A 16,351-nucleotide genomic window follows, 5' to 3' on the forward strand; every position below is an offset into this window, starting at 1 on the left:
TTTTTTAAGTGCTGTGCGCACTTAACATGTCGCGGCAAAACCGATAACGCGAGGAGGGATCCAAAGGAGGGAAAGCGCTTCCCTCCTTTGGTGGGTTTCGGCGCGGGGCGTTAAACCATCACCGCACGCGAAACCGAAATATTCTCGATCATGTGTAAAAAGATCAATAAGGGACACCCCTTATTGCGCCGCTGCTACCGGTGTCTCAGTGACGGCAGCCTCTCCCGCCGGGCTGGCTTCTGCTGGCGCCATAATCTTGTCATAAATCGCCCTCAGTTCCCCGGCATTGACCTCCGGTTCACCTTTCGGCTGTGCCAGGACTAATGCCGGCTCACGCGACAGTTGCTGTTTAAGCTCCTGATTCATTACCGGTAAGGTCAGCGTTGAGAGGAATTCCTGACGCAATTGCTGATATTGCTCCGGCGCGATGTCTACGACCCCGTTTTGCTGTGAACGCAGGCGCTGACTCATCAGTACGTCGGTGTCCGTGCGGGCATAGGTGGCGAACAGCTTGCTCAGCTGATCTTTTTTCTGGGCAATCAGCGCATCGAATTCAGATTGTGAGATGCCTTTATCACGCACCACCAGCAACTCATCGGAAAGACGTTTAAACAACTCCGCAAGTTTGGCCTGCGGTGCTTCAATACGAATGGCGCACTGCGCACGCTGGAACTGCACGTTACAGTCAAAACCTAATCCCGGCCCCGGTGTGGCTGCGTCTTTCTTATTCTCGAAAGAGGATTTCAGCGCTTCCTGTAAATGCCAGAACAAGGCTTCACGCGCCAAATCACTGCGCCAGTAAGACGCCAGTGCCTGAGAGTCCTGAATCGGCTGCCACGCGCTGTCCCACATTAATGACAAACGATCTTGCGTCAGATTGTCGTCCATCAATGTCATGGATTTCATGGTCACTTCAGACAGCGTCGGCAACGTTTGCGGCGTCTGGCGGCTGCCTTTGAGCGGTGAGAAGGTCCGGTTAATTTGTTCGCTGAGCCCGCGGCCATCCACGTTACCGACAACGAATAATGTCATCACATCTGGCGTGTACCACTGATGATAAAACTTGATGAGGGAGTCTATGTTGATGGGTTTGGTCGGCAACTGATCCGGATTATGCCCGACCAAAGTGGAGCCGGTGATGCGGGCGCGCCAGAAGGCGTCCTGGGTATTTTGCGGCAGCGACCCCACCGGATCCCGCGACTCCTGACGCGCGGCGCTCACCAGTTCGGGTGTCACCGAGACTTTCCCTGCAGTGTTCGCCAGCCAGTTCAATGCGTCTTTCAGCAGGTCCGGGCGGTTATTGGGAAGACTCAGGTTGTACATGGTGAAATCGTACGAGCTGACCGCCGGCGGCAATGGCCGTTGCGGGTTAATGCTCTGCTGCCAGAGAGACTGGAGTTGGGCCGTGCTGAATCCTTCGCTATGCATTAACGCCAGACGAGGAAGGAAATGCGTGTAGCCAGACTGTTGTGCTGACTCTGCCAGTGACCCGGTGCGAACCACCAGGCGTAATTCAATACGATCGCTCGGACGTTGTGGTGTAGTCAGAAGCTGCCAGGTGAACCCGTTTTCTAACTTGCCCTGCTGCCAGGCCGGGTCGGGTTGTAATGTTTCTGCCTGCACATGACTTGCGGCTGCTGCCAGCAGCAATCCACCAATGAGTAAACGGATTTTGGTGCCCTGCATGTGAACCCCTACGTAATGACAATCCAATTTTCAGAGTGCTGTCCTGCCGGTGTCTGATGACGGGCCCACAGGAACTGAATGCGTAAAATAAAGCCCGAAAAAATAAAGCTCTTCGTTAGACCGCGGGTTTTTCTCAAAGTCGCGCATCCGTCAAAAATATTCTCGGAAATAGCGCCGGTGACGGCACAAGAGGGGCATATTATGAAGATAATCCACCGGTTACATCAAGCAACCGGTGGATATTAGGGGAGATGACGCCGAATAAATGCTTTTTTTGGAAGCTTACGCGGGTTTTATGCCCACATATCCACCATTATTCAGAAACAATCAGGCACCGGAAACTGACTTTTCCGCTTCCGTCAGGCCCTTCTGACCGTTCAATGTGGCTTTCAGCTGACCTTCATCGAGCTGTCCGCACCACTTCGCAACCACAATCGTCGCCACGCCATTACCCACCAGGTTGGTGAGCGCACGCGCCTCCGACATAAAGCGGTCAATGCCTAAAATCAGCGCCAGACCTGCAACCGGTAAATGTCCGACTGCCGACAAGGTTGCCGCCAGAACGATGAAGCCACTGCCGGTCACGCCCGCCGCCCCTTTGGAGGACAACAGCAGCACCACAATCAGGGTAATCTGATGCCAGATATCCATATGTGTATTGGTGGCCTGCGCGATGAAAACTGCCGCCATGGTCAGGTAAATCGAGGTGCCGTCAAGGTTGAAAGAATACCCCGTTGGGATCACCAGCCCGACCACCGATTTCTTGCATCCCAGACGCTCCATCTTATCCAGCATACGCGGCAGCGCAGACTCGGAAGATGACGTACCCAGAACGATCAGCAGCTCTTCTTTAATGTAGTTAACAAACTTGAAGATGCTAAAGCCGGTGAAGCGTGCGATAAGCCCGAGCACCACCACCACGAACAAGACGCAGGTCAGGTAGAAACAGATGATCAGCTGGCCGAGTTGCACCAGAGAACCCACGCCGTATTTACCGATGGTGAACGCCATCGCACCGAAAGCCCCCAGCGGAGCCAGGCGCATGATCATGTTGATGATGCCGAAGATGACCTGCGAGAAGCTGTCGATTACGTTGAAAATCAGCTGTCCTTTATGGCCCAGACGGTGCAGCGCAAAACCAAACAGCACGGCAAACAACAGCACCTGCAGGATATTCCCGCTGGCAAACGCACCAATCACGCTGGAAGGGATCACATCAAGCAGGAAAGGAATGATGCCCTGACTTTGTGCCTGTTCGGCATAGACTGCCACCGCTTTGGCATCCAGAGCCGCAGGGTCGACGTTCATCCCCGCGCCCGGCTGGACGATATTCACGATGACCAGCCCGATAATCAGCGCCAGAGTGCTGACAATTTCGAAATACAGCAGTGCAATCGCACCGGTACGGCCAACCGCTTTCATGCTCTCCATGCCTGCGATGCCGGTCACTACCGTACAGAAAATCACCGGAGCGATGATCATCTTGATTAACTTAACAAAACCATCACCTAATGGTTTCATTTGAGCGCCGAGGTCAGGGTAGAAATGACCCAGCATGACACCCAGGGTTATTGCCATAAGCACCTGGAAATAAAGGCTTTTGAAGATAGATTTTTTCATGAATCGCCATCCTGATGTGAGAGTGTCGCCCTTTGTTTTGTAGGGGTACAGATAATGAGCGACTGCCGAAAAATAACACCATCACAACATCATGGAAATATATTGTTTCCTCCGGAAAAGACGGGTCATGAAAAACCAGAGCTGAAAGCATTCAGCCGACGGAGAGTAAGTAAAAAAAGCAGATAAAATGACAGACAGGAACGGGTTTCCTGCCTTCAGAAGGGTCAGTCAGGCTGGCAGAATTTCAGTTCGAAGGCGTCTTTCGACAGTGGCGCGGAGAATAAATACCCCTGACCTAACAGAATGTTTTGCTCAAGTAACCACTGGCGTTGCGCTTCATTCTCGACACCTTCAGCCACCAGCTGGATGTTCATCGCGCGGGCGATCGAGGCCACAATGTTGACCATCACATCGTCCTGCGGCAGCGCGCCGACAAAGCTGCGGTCGATTTTAATGACATCAATAGGCAGCGAACGCAGGCGGTTAAGATATTCGAGGCCCGAATAGCCAAGGCCGAAATCATCCAGTTCAATCGACACCCCTACGGCGCGCAGTTCGCCCAGTAACAGCAGTGCGCGATCAAGGTCGTCGATACGTGCAGTTTCGGTGATTTCCAGCACCAGCTGTCCAGGATTGATTTTGTAGCGGCTCAGTAAACTGCGCAGTTCCGGCAGGAAATTGCGTTGCTGCACCTGAACGCCGGAGAGATTCACTGACAGGGGCAAATTAATCCCCCGCCGCTGCCAGTCAGCGAGAATGCCGCAGCCCAGTTCAAGAATTTTGTAGCCCAGCATGCTCATCACGCCGATTTCTTCGGCAAGCACAATGAAATCGCTTTCCAGCCCGTAACTGCCGTCGGCCATTTTCCGGCGCAGCAGCGCTTCAGCACCGACCACCGCGCGGGTGCGCATATTCACCTGCGGCTGGATAAACAGCGTGAAATCGTTCTGCTCCATGGCGTGCAGAATGTCGTTTTCCTGCAACAAACGTTTCTGAATCTTTGCCGTTAACTCCGGCTCAAAGAACAGAATTTGATTCTTACCCTGCTGATAAGCCGACACCCGTGCCGCCCGCGCATTGACCATCAACTGCTGCGCCGTGGCCGGGAACTCGCCGGTATATTGAACGATGCCGATACTGCCCGTCGGATGCAGAGACATATTGCCGGCATCGCTTTCCTGCGGTGCATTGATGCGCTCCATAATATGACGGGCGAGACGCATCGCCATAAATGGCCGGACAATGTCGCCGGCCAGCAAAGCAAATTCGTTATAGCTCAGGCGCGCCAGTAAGCAGTGCTCGGGCAGTGCGTCAATGATGGATCTCACCAGCGGGCAATCGACGTGGCCGTCATCACGCAGGCTTTCGATACCTATCATTAACAGATGAAACCCTTTTTCCGGCTCGGTGGAATGCAACCGGTGTTGCAGCCGCGACATAAACTGCTCTTCATTACTGATGCAGTCTTGTGCGGGAGGCTGCGCATCGCTGATCTCTTGCTGCAATTTTTGTATGTGCTGCTGATTGCGGTTGTAACTGCGCACCAGCATGCCGATTTCATCATCTTCATGAAGCGCAGGCATGGTCAGCTGATGATAGGGCACATCGCTTTCCGGCAGGGATTCCAGCTCGCGGGCGATAGTGCGTACCGGTTTGACAATCAGCCGGTTAATGATCCAGCTGAGGGAAATGGTCAGGATCAGCGCCAGCAGCAGATACGTCGTCAGCATGGTGGACAGCGCGCTGACGATAAACTGGTACATCCGGTAGGAGTCAGCCTGCACGACCAGGTACGCCAGGGGTTTCGGGTCTTTCGGGCTGGCCGCGGCGGAATAAAGAGGAACGGAAATCGTGACGGGCAGATTGAATCCACGGGACACCCACTGCGGCACCGGGCGGCCTGGCGGAAAATGGGTGTGCAGCGCTGCGATTTCATTGGGCATCACCACATCCGCACGGCTGAGAATACCGACGGGTTGCAGCGTGTTCAGGATCTCCTGCGTTTCATCCAGATCAACATCCAGCACAGCCTGGGACAGCGGTTCGCGGACAGAATGGGCGATATTTTCAAGCTGCTGGGCGTAATCATCCCTCCGTTGTTGCACAAAGTGGAACAACTGGATAATGATGAAAATACAAATAGTTATCGCAGCCACACTCGACACGGCTGCCATCTGCTTGATTGTTAATGAACGCCTGACCCGCAACTTAGTTCTCCATCAACCGCCGACCTGTTTTGCTCCGTTCTACTTATCAGGAACACTATTAGAGCGCAGTATACCTTATATCGTGTTATTTCGAGGCAAAACAGGGCCGTTAGGCTATAAAAAACAATGTGTTTGCACCTCTGAAATTATCACAGAAATACTTTATGTTATTTTACTGACGAAAAACCGACACTCTGCATTAACCCGATGATTAGTGGTGTTATTAAAATTCTGAGTTTAATGTCCCTGATGCAATCTCTGTGCTGCACATCACACAAAATGCAACCGTTTACTCTCACATAAGATAAAAAATCAGATAAAAAAAACAAAAAACCTTTTGTGACAGCCAGTTATAAGGGTATTGTTTTTTATGGTGCTATTCCTAATTTTTGTAAAAAGTGCTCCATGCTGTACAAGAACTGATATATTAAGATTAATCTTATCCTCAAAAAAAACTTCAAAAAAATTAAACCTTTTACACTCTTTATTAGCAGTTCTCGCTTGGTTGACAGCGTTTCTTGCTTGGCCGCTTTGACGTCCAGATAATTCCCACAAAAATATAATCCTACCGGGCGGGATATATGAACAAATATGACGACATTAAGCGTTTTATGGATAAGACCAACCTTAAACAGCTTGATTACAAAGAGCTAAATGATAAATCGACCGGGGAATCAATTACCGGTTCGATGAATCAATGGACCTTGATCAAGCAGGTTTCTGCCAGCCAGACGCCGGGTGGCCCCTTAGATAACGGGCGCTCGACGCAGCCCACGCCACAGTCCATTTCTGCTGATGAATTCTCGCCACAGTCGGCGCAGGAAGCGCTGCAAGCCCAGCATTCGCAGCCGCAGACTGATACCGCTGCGCCTGAACACGCCGGCCCCATGTCTTCAGAAGTCCATCCTCCGGCGGCGGGCTTTGGTTTGCTCGATGCCCTGCGTGAAACTCTGCCGCCCGTGCCTGAACATCCGGCACCCGCGCCAGCACAGGCTCCGCATTCTCCCCCGGTTCATTCGACGCCGGCCCTGCACGCGCAGTCTGTGATACCGGACAACGGTTCAGGTTTGCTCGACTCCCTGCGCAAAGCCATGCCGCAAGCGCCGCGTCAGCCACCCGCGCCCCCGGCCAGCGCAGCGCCCGCACCTGCAGCGCCGGTGTATCAGCCTGCACCGGTGATCCGTTCAACCCCATTACAGAGCCCGGCACCCGCGCACGTGGTGCCCGCATCTGCGACGTCTGCCGATACCGATCAGCGTTTTAAACAGATGTTTAAACAGCGGGCGCCTCAGCCTGCCGGCGCTTATCTGCATCGCGACACACCGCTTCAACCTTTGTTAGAGATGATTGCCTCATGCCGTTAGTTTGCGTTTGTTCACCGAAAGGTGGGGTTGGAAAAACCACGGTGGCCTCCAACCTGGCCTATTCGCTTGCCCGCAGCGGCAGCAAAGTACTGGTCATCGATTTTGATGTGCAGAATGCCCTGCGCCTCCATTTTGGTGTGCCTATTTCAGATACCCGCGGTTTTGTCGCCGGGTCAGGCAATGAATCCGACTGGAGCCAGTTTATTCTCAAAGCCGGGTCGAACACGTTTGTGCTGCCCTATGGCGAAGTGAGCGAAGATCAGAGGCTGGAGTTTGAACATCAGTTAGCCAGCGATCCGCATTTTTTACCGCGCGGATTAAATACCGTCCTGAATTATCCCGGGTTAATTATTATTGCGGATTTCCCTCCCGGCCCGAGCCCGGCATTAAAAGCCGTGCAGAGCATTGCTGATTTACATGTTGTGGTCATGCTGGCAGATACGGCGTCATTGTCTTTACTGCCATTAATGGAAAAGAACAAATTAATAGGCACCCCGCTGAATAATAAGAAAGGGGAATATTACGTTGTTAACCAAAGTGACACCCGCCGGACATTAAGTCGCGATGTCACGCAATTTTTCGAACAGCGTTTAAATGAAAGATTATTAGGCACAATACACAGGGATGAATGTGTGCCGGAGGCGAATGCCTCTCAGCGATCTATTATTGATTTCAGTCCGGTATCAGCGTCCGCGTTTGATATTGAACTGATCAGCAAAAAAGTCGCCGCCATTTTAGGGATTAAAGTCGGTGATGGTGAATTACACGCCGCGCCTAAAACCGGCAGTTATTAACTGTCACTGATAACAGCGATCCCAAAGCGATGAATAAATTCCTGTTTTCCCTGCTTGTGCTTCTGCTGCTGCCGGTGGCAGCAGTTATCGTCATCACGCCAATGGACAGCCAGAAGCAGTACATCTTCGGGCTGATCAGTATTGGTCTTTTATTTTTACTGGGCATCAGTAAAAGCCGCCGGATAAGTGTGGTCATGGTCATCATGTCAGTCATGATGTCCACGCGATATATTTACTGGCGCGCCACAGAAACACTGCATTTCAATTCCACCATTGAAGCTATTTTAGGCATCGGCTTATTCCTCGCCGAGCTGTATGTCTGGCTTATTTTGTTACTGGGTTATCTGCAAACCACCTGGCCGCTGAAACGCACCATCGAACCTTTGCCGGATGACACCACATTGTGGCCAACGGTGGATGTGTATATTCCCTCGTATAACGAAAGTCTGGACGTGGTGCGTGATACCGTTCTGGCGGCACAGTGCATCGATTATCCAAAAGACAAAATCAAAATATACGTACTTGATGACGGCAAGCGCGACGAATTTGCAGTGTTCTCCGCCGATGCAGGCGTGGGATATATCACCCGCGACAATAACGCCCATGCAAAAGCCGGTAACCTGAATCACGCAATGAAACTCACCAAGGGCGAGCTGATTTGCGTATTCGATTGCGACCACGTTGCGACCCGCGCCTTTTTACAGGCCACCGTCGGCAGCTTCCTGAAAGACCCGCGTCTGGCCCTGATCCAGACGCCGCACTACTTCTATTCACCGGATCCGTTCGAACGTAACCTGTCCGCTGGGCGCACCATGCCAAACGAAGGTGCGCTGTTCTACGGCCCGGTTCAGCAAGGTAACGATAACTGGAACGCGACGTTCTTCTGCGGTTCCTGTGCCGTGATCCGCCGCGTGGCGCTGGAAGAAGTCGGCGGCTTTGCGGTGGAAACCGTCACCGAAGATGCGCACTCGGCGTTGAAAATGCAGCGTCGTGGCTGGAACACCGCGTTTCTGGATATCCCGCTGGCAGCGGGTCTGGCAACAGAGCGCCTCGGCCTGCACGTCATTCAGCGTACCCGCTGGGCGCGCGGTATGACGCAGATTTTCCGCGTCGATAACCCGTTGTTTGGCCGTGGTCTGAAATGGCAGCAGCGTCTGTGCTACCTGAACGCCATGCTGCACTTCCAGTTTGGCCTGCCGCGCGTGGTGTTCCTGACCGCGCCGCTGGCGTTCCTGCTGTTCAACCTGAACATCATTTCCTCGTCCGCCAGCCTGATTTTTGCTTATGCGCTGCCGCATCTGGTGATGTCGCTGTACATCAACTCCCGCATGAATGGCCGTTTCCGCTATACCTTCTGGGGTGAAATTTACGAAACCGTGATGGCGTTCCACCTGATCCTGCCAACGCTGGTGACCATGTTTGCGCCAAAACGCGGCAAGTTTAACGTCACCGACAAAGGCGGGTTACTGGACGTCGGCTTCTTTGACTTCAACATCGTCAAACCTCACCTGATTGTCGCCATTCTGATGATTATCGGCATCGGTTACGGGCTGGTGCGCGCGGTGTTCCACAACTACTTTGCCATCGATCCGAACGTTATCGCCCTGAACGTGGCGTGGGGCAGTTTCAGCGTCCTGATCCTGCTGGCGGCGATTGCCGTCGCGAAAGAAACCCGTCAGGTGCGTAAAACCATCCGTATTGATGTGGCGATCCCGGCCATCATTCATTACGCCAATGGCATTTCTCTGCGCACCACCACCATTGATATGTCGATGGGTGGCGTGCAGCTGGTGACGCCGGATGTGCGTTATCTGGAAGAAGAAATTGAAGAAGTGGAAATTCAGCTTTCATCTGGCGCGGAGAGTTTCCCGGTCACGCAGATCAGCGGCAACAAAGAGCGCATTCGTCTGCAATTTGAAAACCTGCCGCTGTCTAAACGCCGCGAACTGGTGCGTGTGGTTCTCTGCCGTGCGGATGCCTGGATTGGTGAAGAATACCCGCCAGACAACCCGTTCAAATCGCTGCTCAGCATCATCCGCTGCGTATTTGAATTGTTCTACAACACCTGGAAAGAACGCCGCGGCAAAAATACACCCGCTGAAACCACCAGCAAGAGTGAAGCAGCATGAACCGACCTCGTAAACCGATGAGTAAACGCCGTTTGTCTGCGGTGCCTGGCACGTCCCTTTTCAGAAAAATCACCACCGGCCTGCTGCTGACCTTCAGCAGCCTGCCGTTTACCCATGCTGAAGATGCCCCCGCTGCGGCGGTTGATCCGGCAACCAGTTTGCCCGCCGCCCCTTCGTGGCTGCCCCCGGCGCCGGTGATGCCCGAACAAACGGCACCCGCAGACACCGCCACGCCGCCAGTGGCTCAGCCGGTGCCCTCAGAATATGCGCCCCAGACCGACACCACGCCGGTCAACAACAGCGAGTCGGCAAATGCTGCGGCTCCGGCTGCCGATCCTGCCGCCGCGCCTGCCCCGGTGATCCCGCTGGTTCAGCCGATCACCAGCAACGTGACCGTCGCCGAAATGGGCCAGCCAAACGGCCTGACCCTCAGCGGCGGCCAGTTACAGTCAGGTATTCTCTTCACCCTGCCTGCGGATGAGGTGGTGACCAACGCCCATCTTTCGCTGGCACTGAAAATTTCTCCTGCGCTTATCGCCCGCGATACCACGCTGGAGCTGATGCTCAACGGCCAGCCGCTGGGCAATCTGCCGCTCAACCAGAGCAGTAACGGCGGCGATGTCTACGAACTGGATATCCCGTCAGCGATGGTGGTATCGAGCAATAACCTGAGCTTTCGCGTGCATGACAGCAACACCATGACCTGCGAGAAAGATCAGTCGGACAAATATTGGGTCACGATTTTGCCTACCACCAGCATTGGTCTGGAAGGTCAGCAGCTGAACATTGGCCGCAATCTGGGGAATTTCCCGCGCCCGTTCTTCGACAGCCTGCAAATGCAGGAGTCTAAAATCACCATGGGCTTCTCCTCGGCGATGAAACCGGGAGATGTCAGCGCAGCGGCGATGGTGTCTTCGTATCTCGGCATGTTATCCGATTATCGCGACGTGGATTTCCCGGTGATCCTGAACGATTTGCCCGATCAGAACGGCATTCTGTTTGGCAAACCAGGGGACAAAATCGGTTCGCTCACCCTGCCCTCCAGCAGTGGTGCATCGATTCAAATCATCGATAACCCGATCAATCCGGTCTACAAACTGCTGCTGGTGCTGGGCAATGATGATAATCAGCTGCGCCAGGCGGCTTACCGTCTGATAAGCGGCGGTATGCCGAACAACACCGATCATCTGGACGTCGCGCAGCAAACTATTCCGTCGAGCAAACCTTACGATGCGCCACGCTGGATAGACACCTCGCGCCCGGTCACGCTGGGCGAACTGGCGGGTAAAGATCCGGATTCACTGATTTCTAACGGCATTTATCACGATGGTATTCAGGTTGCGTTTCGCGCTGCGCCGGATCTGTTCATGTGGGACGGACACAACATTCCGGTGCGCATTGATTACCGCTTCCCGACCGAAAACTGGATCGATGAAGACACCTCACGGCTCAATGTGTCCATCAACAGCAATTTCCTGCGCAGCCTGACCGTCAACAAAGTCGGTCTGGTGGAAAACCTCTGGCGTCGCCTCGGCGGTGACAGTCGTCAGGAACGCTACACCATGCAGCTCGCGCCGTACCTGATTTACGGCGACAACCAGTTGCAGTTCTATTTCGACATCAAACCGAAAAAAGACGCGCCGTGCAGCATTCTGACCAGCGACAACATCAAGAGCCGCATCGATCCGAAATCCTTCATCGACCTGAGCGGAAGTTACCATTTCGCACAGTTGCCGAACCTGTCGTATTTCGTGGGGGCTTCTTATCCGTATTCCAAACTGGCTGATTTCTCGGACACGCTGATGTTGCTGCCACCGCAACCGAGCGCTGATGAAATTCACACCTTGCTGAACCTCGCCGCGCGCGCAGGGAAAGCCACCGGCGTGCCGGTGAGCCATGTGCAGGTTGCCTTTGGCCTGTCGGGTGATGAACAGGGAAACCCGCTGTTTGACCGCGATATTCTGGCTGTCACGACGCTGGGCGACGCCGCCTTCACGCAGCAGCTGCTGGCCGATTCCCCCTTTGGCGTCAATGCGAACTCGATGGGCGTGAAAACACCGACGCAGGTGCAGCGCATGGTGGCCTGGCTGACCGGCGACTGGTATCGCCAGCCGGTGGATGCCGACCGTTATCTGTCGTCAACCGGCGCATGGCGCGGCTTTGTCAGCTTCCGCTCCCGCTGGTCAAACGATCACGTCGTGGTGGTCGCCACGGGGACTGACGATCAGCAGCTGCTGAAAATTCACAACGATCTCAAATCGCCACAAATCAACGCCAACGTGCGTGGCGATCTGGCGATCATCACCGATGAAAACGGCATCCGCAGCTTCTCGGTCGGCCAGCAATTCCCGACCGGACAAATGCCGTGGTACATGATGGTGCTCTGGTACGCCAGCACGCACATCGTGATCCTGTCGCTGATTGCCACGCTGGTTTCGCTGGTGGTGGGCCTGAGCCTGTTCGTCGTTCTGCGCGGGCACGCGGCCAAACGTCTGGGTCAAAAATGAAAAGCCTCGAACGAAGAAAAAGAACAATAAAGGTGGCCGTTACTCCCGGCTATAACCTGGCGATTACCGGAGCTGGAAAATGAAAAAACATAAACTGTCCCTGGCGGTGATCAGGGCTATTTATCTGGTAGGGATCGCCGGAGCCGTAAGTTTCAGCGCCGCCACATTGGCGGCGGACACCACCAATCCGGCCATGAAAGCGCTGTTTGATCAGGCCGCTTACTGGCACGAACGCGCCCATGACGATCTGGCAAAAGACGCCTTGCAGAAAGTGCTGCTGGTCGAGCCGAACAACGCACAGGCGCTGTACCTAATGTCGCTGTATTCCATGCAGAGCGGTGACAAAACAGCGGCGAACCAATGGCGCGAAAAACTCTCGGCTGCCTCACCTGACGATCCGCGTCTGGCCTCGCTCAACAGCGCCAAAGCCATGCAGTCGATTCCTCCGGCGCAGCTCGCCTCTGCCCGCCAGATGGCCGCGCAGGGCAACGTCAGCGGTTCGCTCTCGGCCTACCGCACCATCTTCAACGGCAATCAGCCGCTCGACAGTCTGGCGACCGAATATTACCTGACCATGGCGGGCGATAAGTCGCTCCAGCCGCAGGCGATTCAGGGATTACAGCAGCGCGTGGCCTCACGCCCGGACGATACTCAGGCGCGTCTGGCGCTGGGTAAAGTGCTGACTTATCAGGAATCGTCGCGCCGCGATGGCATCAAACTGCTGAGCACGCTGGCGGGCAGTAACAGCGATGCTGACCGGTCACTGCGTCAGGCATTGCTGTGGATGGCGCCGCAGGAAAGCGATCGCGACCTGTATCAGGGCTATCAGGCGCGTCACCCCAATGACACCGGCGTGATGGCCTACTTCCAGAAAAATATCGGCGGCGCAGCCAAAGGTCAGGGCTTTACTGCGCTCAACAGCGGCAACGTCACCGACGCCAAAGCCAAGTTTGAAAGCGTGCTGGCAGGCGATCCAAACGACGCCGACGCGCTGGCCGGTCTGGGGTATATCGCGCAGCGCAGCGGTGATTTCGAAGCTGCCTCGCAATACCTTAGCAAAGCGGCCGCACAGGGCGGGCCGAACAGCGCACAGCTGAGCAATCAGGCGCAGGACTCGGCATTTTATGCCCAACTGGCGAAAGCCAAAGACGCAGCCGGTTCCGGCAGTTACGACGCCGCTCTGGCGGCGGTCACGCCGCTGACCCAGGTCGGAGGCGAGAAAGGTCAGTCAGCCGGTTTGCTGCGCGCCGACATTCTGCGCCGTAAAGGCGATCTGGCCGGTGCCGAGCAGCAATACAGCGCGCTTGGCGACAATGCCGATGCCCGCGCCGGGCTGTTCTACGTGCTGCGTCAGCAGAACAAATCTGCCGAAGCCAGCGAAGTATTGAAAACGCTGCCTGCGGATATTCAGAACAAAATGAATCCGCCGAAAGTGGCGGATGTCATCGAGCCGTTACGCCGTCAGGCGGCGCAGGCCGTGGCGAATAACGATCCGCAACGGGCACTGAATTTACTTCAGCAGGCGCAGGAACGTCAGCCGTCAAACGTCTGGGTGAAGCTGGATATGGCGCGCATCCTGCAATCGCAGGGGCAAACCGCGCAGGCGCAATCCATCATGGCGCCGTCTTCGCGTCCTGGCGCGTCTTCAGCCGATCTCTACGCGGCCGCCTTATTTGCCTCCGAAACCAAAAACTGGTCCACCGCCAGCGCCCTGCTCTCGCGCATTCCGCGTGGCAGTCAGAATCAGGGGATGCGTGAACTGGCACAGCGCGCCAACTTCAATGCGCAAATGGCCGAGGCGGAGAACTATCTGCAACAGGGCAACAGCGCAGCCGCCGCCAACACCTTACGCGCACTGGCGCAGAATCCGCCTTCCGCGCCGGCTGACGTCGGTGCGCTGGCGAAAAATCTGGCCGCCACCGGGCAGCTTCCGCTGGCGGTACAACTGGTGCGCCAGAACATGCGCAACGGTGTGAAAGGCAACGCCGGGGATTACGCCGATCAGGTGACGGTGCTGAATCAGGCCGGGCTGAGTAATGAAGCACAGGCCTTCCTGCAAAATCCGGAGATTCAGTCCGGCACCTCACCGACCGCGCTGGCGAATCTGCGCAACGGTTTCGTCATCACTCAGGCCGATCAGCTGCGTGAACAGGGCCAGTATGCCGCGGCTTACGACAAGCTTATCGTCGCCCTGCAGGCCGACCCGCAAAACCGCGATCTGATGCTGGCAATGGCACGCCTGTATCAGTCCGGCAAGCTCAACAAACAGGCCGGTCAGGTCTACAACTACCTGATGACCAACGACACACCGAATCAGGATGCCCGTGTGGGGGCGATCAATATCGCGCTGGGCGAAGGCGATACGGCGCGCGCGCAGCAACTGATGAATGGGCTGACCGGCCCTCGCACGCCGGACCGCCTGTTACTGGCTGCCCGCGTTGCCGAAGCGCAGGGCGACCACCAGCAGGCGATGGCGCTGTTGCGTTCCGCGAAGGGCAAGATGATCGGTCTGGAAGGCGCAGACGGTTCGGCGCAGGTCGCCGGATTGCAGCTTTCCGACAATCCGTTCATCAACCGTTCAACGCGCACCACGCGTTCCACCACCCAGTCCACTTATGGCACGGTACTGCCGTGGCAACAAACCGATCAGACCTCGGTTAACAGCACGGTGCCGGTACCGGGTGCTGCGCCAACCGCCGTGGTGCAGCGTAATGCAACGGAAAAACAGATCGACGACATGCTCGACGATTTGCAGGGCAAAACCGCGACCTGGGCGCAGGGCGAGATGTCGATCCGTGGACGTGACGGCGAAAGCGGCCTCAGTCAGCTGACCGAAGCCAAAGCGCCAATGACTTTCGCCTTCGTGCCGTTCGATACGTCGCGTCTGAGCATCGGCGTTACGCCGGTTTCCCTCAGCGCAGGCAGCCCGGCCGGTACGGCCAATGCCCGATTTGGTCAGGGGGCGCTGGCCCAGGCGCAGTCTGCACAAAAAGATGTGGCAGCGGCGGCGACAGCGGCAGGTCTGAACATCGCCGATTACAGCACTTTCGCCAAACTGCAGGCGGCGGCTTCCACCAATTCCAGCGCAAACTGTAGTTCGACCAACGCGGCCTCGGCGCAGTGCGTGGCCTATAACACCATTACGGGTACCGATCCGACCACCTATTCCGCCCCGGATGCCGGTAATCAGAAAGCCACCGGTGTAGAAGTCAACGCCGCGCTGACCGGTGACAGCTATAAAGCCGATGTGGGCAGTACGCCGCTCGGGCAGGATCTGAACTCGCTGGTCGGTGGCGTGCAATGGGCACCAAAACTGACCGACTTCACCACGCTGACGGTCACCGCAGAACGCCGCGCAATCACCGACAGTATTCTGTCTTACGTCGGTACCAAAGATAACTACAGCGGAAAAGAGTGGGGCCAGGTCACCAAAAACGGCGGCAGCGTCAATCTTTCCTATGATGACGGCGACGCCGGTTTCTATGCCGGTGCCGGTTATTACAGCTATCTGGGTAATAACGTGAAGAGCAACCAGTCGGTTAACGCCAACGCCGGGTTGTACGTTCGTCCGTATCGTTACGATGATCGCGAGCTGAAAACCGGCATCAACGTCGGTTACATGGATTTCGACAAAAACCTCAGCTACTACAGCTACGGCCAGGGCGGTTACTTCAGCCCGCAGAACTACGTCAGCGTCTCCTTCCCGGTGGAATACACTCAGAAGTATGACGACTGGGATTTGAAATTGTCCGGCTCTGTGGGTTATCAGTCCTATTCTCAGGATAAGAGCGCCTACTTCCCGAACAACCCGGACTTGCAGAAACAGCTGGAAGATCTGGTGGCCGCGGGCTACGGCACCGAAGCGTACTATTCCGGTAAAACCGAAAATGGTATCGGCTGGAATGCGGGCGTGGGCGGCAACTATCATCTGAACAAGAACATGCAGATTGGCGGACAGGTTGGCTACGATACTTTCGGTGATTACAACGAGAGCAAAGCGCAGGTCTACTTCCGCTATCTGATGGGCCAAAATTAAACCGGTGG

The 16,351-nt window shown here is 55.4% G+C and carries 8 protein-coding genes; 5 read left to right on the top strand and 3 right to left on the bottom strand.

From position 1 onward, the window contains the following. Positions 1 to 180: 180 nt before the first annotated feature. The 3 genes from ABSH60_RS08945 to hmsP all read right to left on the bottom strand — a co-directional run bounded on the left by ABSH60_RS08945 (position 181) and on the right by hmsP (position 5,513). The gene (locus ABSH60_RS08945) at positions 181 to 1,686 is read right to left on the bottom strand and encodes a pitrilysin family protein (protein ID WP_136375767.1); all 1,506 of its coding nucleotides are present in this window, start codon (positions 1,684 to 1,686) and stop codon (positions 181 to 183) included. Positions 1,687 to 2,013: 327 nt separating this feature from the next. Continuing rightward, positions 2,014 to 3,306, bottom strand: coding sequence for a dicarboxylate/amino acid:cation symporter (locus ABSH60_RS08950; RefSeq protein WP_136375768.1), 1,293 nt, complete (start codon positions 3,304 to 3,306; stop codon positions 2,014 to 2,016). Between the two features lie 224 nt (positions 3,307 to 3,530). Beyond that, positions 3,531 to 5,513: a biofilm formation regulator HmsP gene (gene hmsP / locus ABSH60_RS08955; protein ID WP_390973621.1), complete on the bottom strand. Its 1,983-nt coding sequence runs from the start codon at positions 5,511 to 5,513 to the stop codon at positions 3,531 to 3,533. A gap of 581 nt (positions 5,514 to 6,094) precedes the next feature. On the opposite strand from hmsP, the gene ABSH60_RS08960 reads away from it, so the two are divergent. The 5 genes from ABSH60_RS08960 to ABSH60_RS08980 all read left to right on the top strand — a co-directional run bounded on the left by ABSH60_RS08960 (position 6,095) and on the right by ABSH60_RS08980 (position 16,343). After that, entirely contained in the window at positions 6,095 to 6,877 is a 783-nt protein-coding gene (locus tag ABSH60_RS08960) for a hypothetical protein (RefSeq protein ID WP_390973623.1), read from the top strand. Beyond that, on the top strand, positions 6,868 to 7,671 hold the full coding sequence (bcsQ, locus tag ABSH60_RS08965) for a cellulose biosynthesis protein BcsQ (RefSeq protein WP_056775717.1): 804 nt from the start codon (positions 6,868 to 6,870) through the stop codon (positions 7,669 to 7,671). Before ABSH60_RS08960 ends, bcsQ begins: the two co-directional genes overlap by 10 nt. Positions 7,672 to 7,700: 29 nt before the next feature. Continuing rightward, entirely contained in the window at positions 7,701 to 9,800 is a 2,100-nt protein-coding gene (gene bcsA, locus ABSH60_RS08970) for a UDP-forming cellulose synthase catalytic subunit (protein ID WP_056775720.1), read from the top strand. Beyond that, the gene (bcsB, locus tag ABSH60_RS08975; protein WP_390973625.1) at positions 9,797 to 12,307 is read left to right on the top strand and encodes a cellulose biosynthesis cyclic di-GMP-binding regulatory protein BcsB; all 2,511 of its coding nucleotides are present in this window, start codon (positions 9,797 to 9,799) and stop codon (positions 12,305 to 12,307) included. The genes bcsA and bcsB overlap by 4 nt, the downstream gene beginning before the upstream one ends. Before the next feature lie 79 nt (positions 12,308 to 12,386). Continuing rightward, on the top strand, positions 12,387 to 16,343 hold the full coding sequence (locus ABSH60_RS08980; RefSeq protein ID WP_390973627.1) for a cellulose synthase subunit BcsC-related outer membrane protein: 3,957 nt from the start codon (positions 12,387 to 12,389) through the stop codon (positions 16,341 to 16,343). The last annotated feature ends 8 nt before the right edge of the window (positions 16,344 to 16,351 follow it).

The organism is Rahnella sp. R3(2024) (assembly GCF_042920125.1).
GTDB classification, from domain to species: Bacteria; Pseudomonadota; Gammaproteobacteria; order Enterobacterales; family Enterobacteriaceae; genus Rahnella; species Rahnella rivi.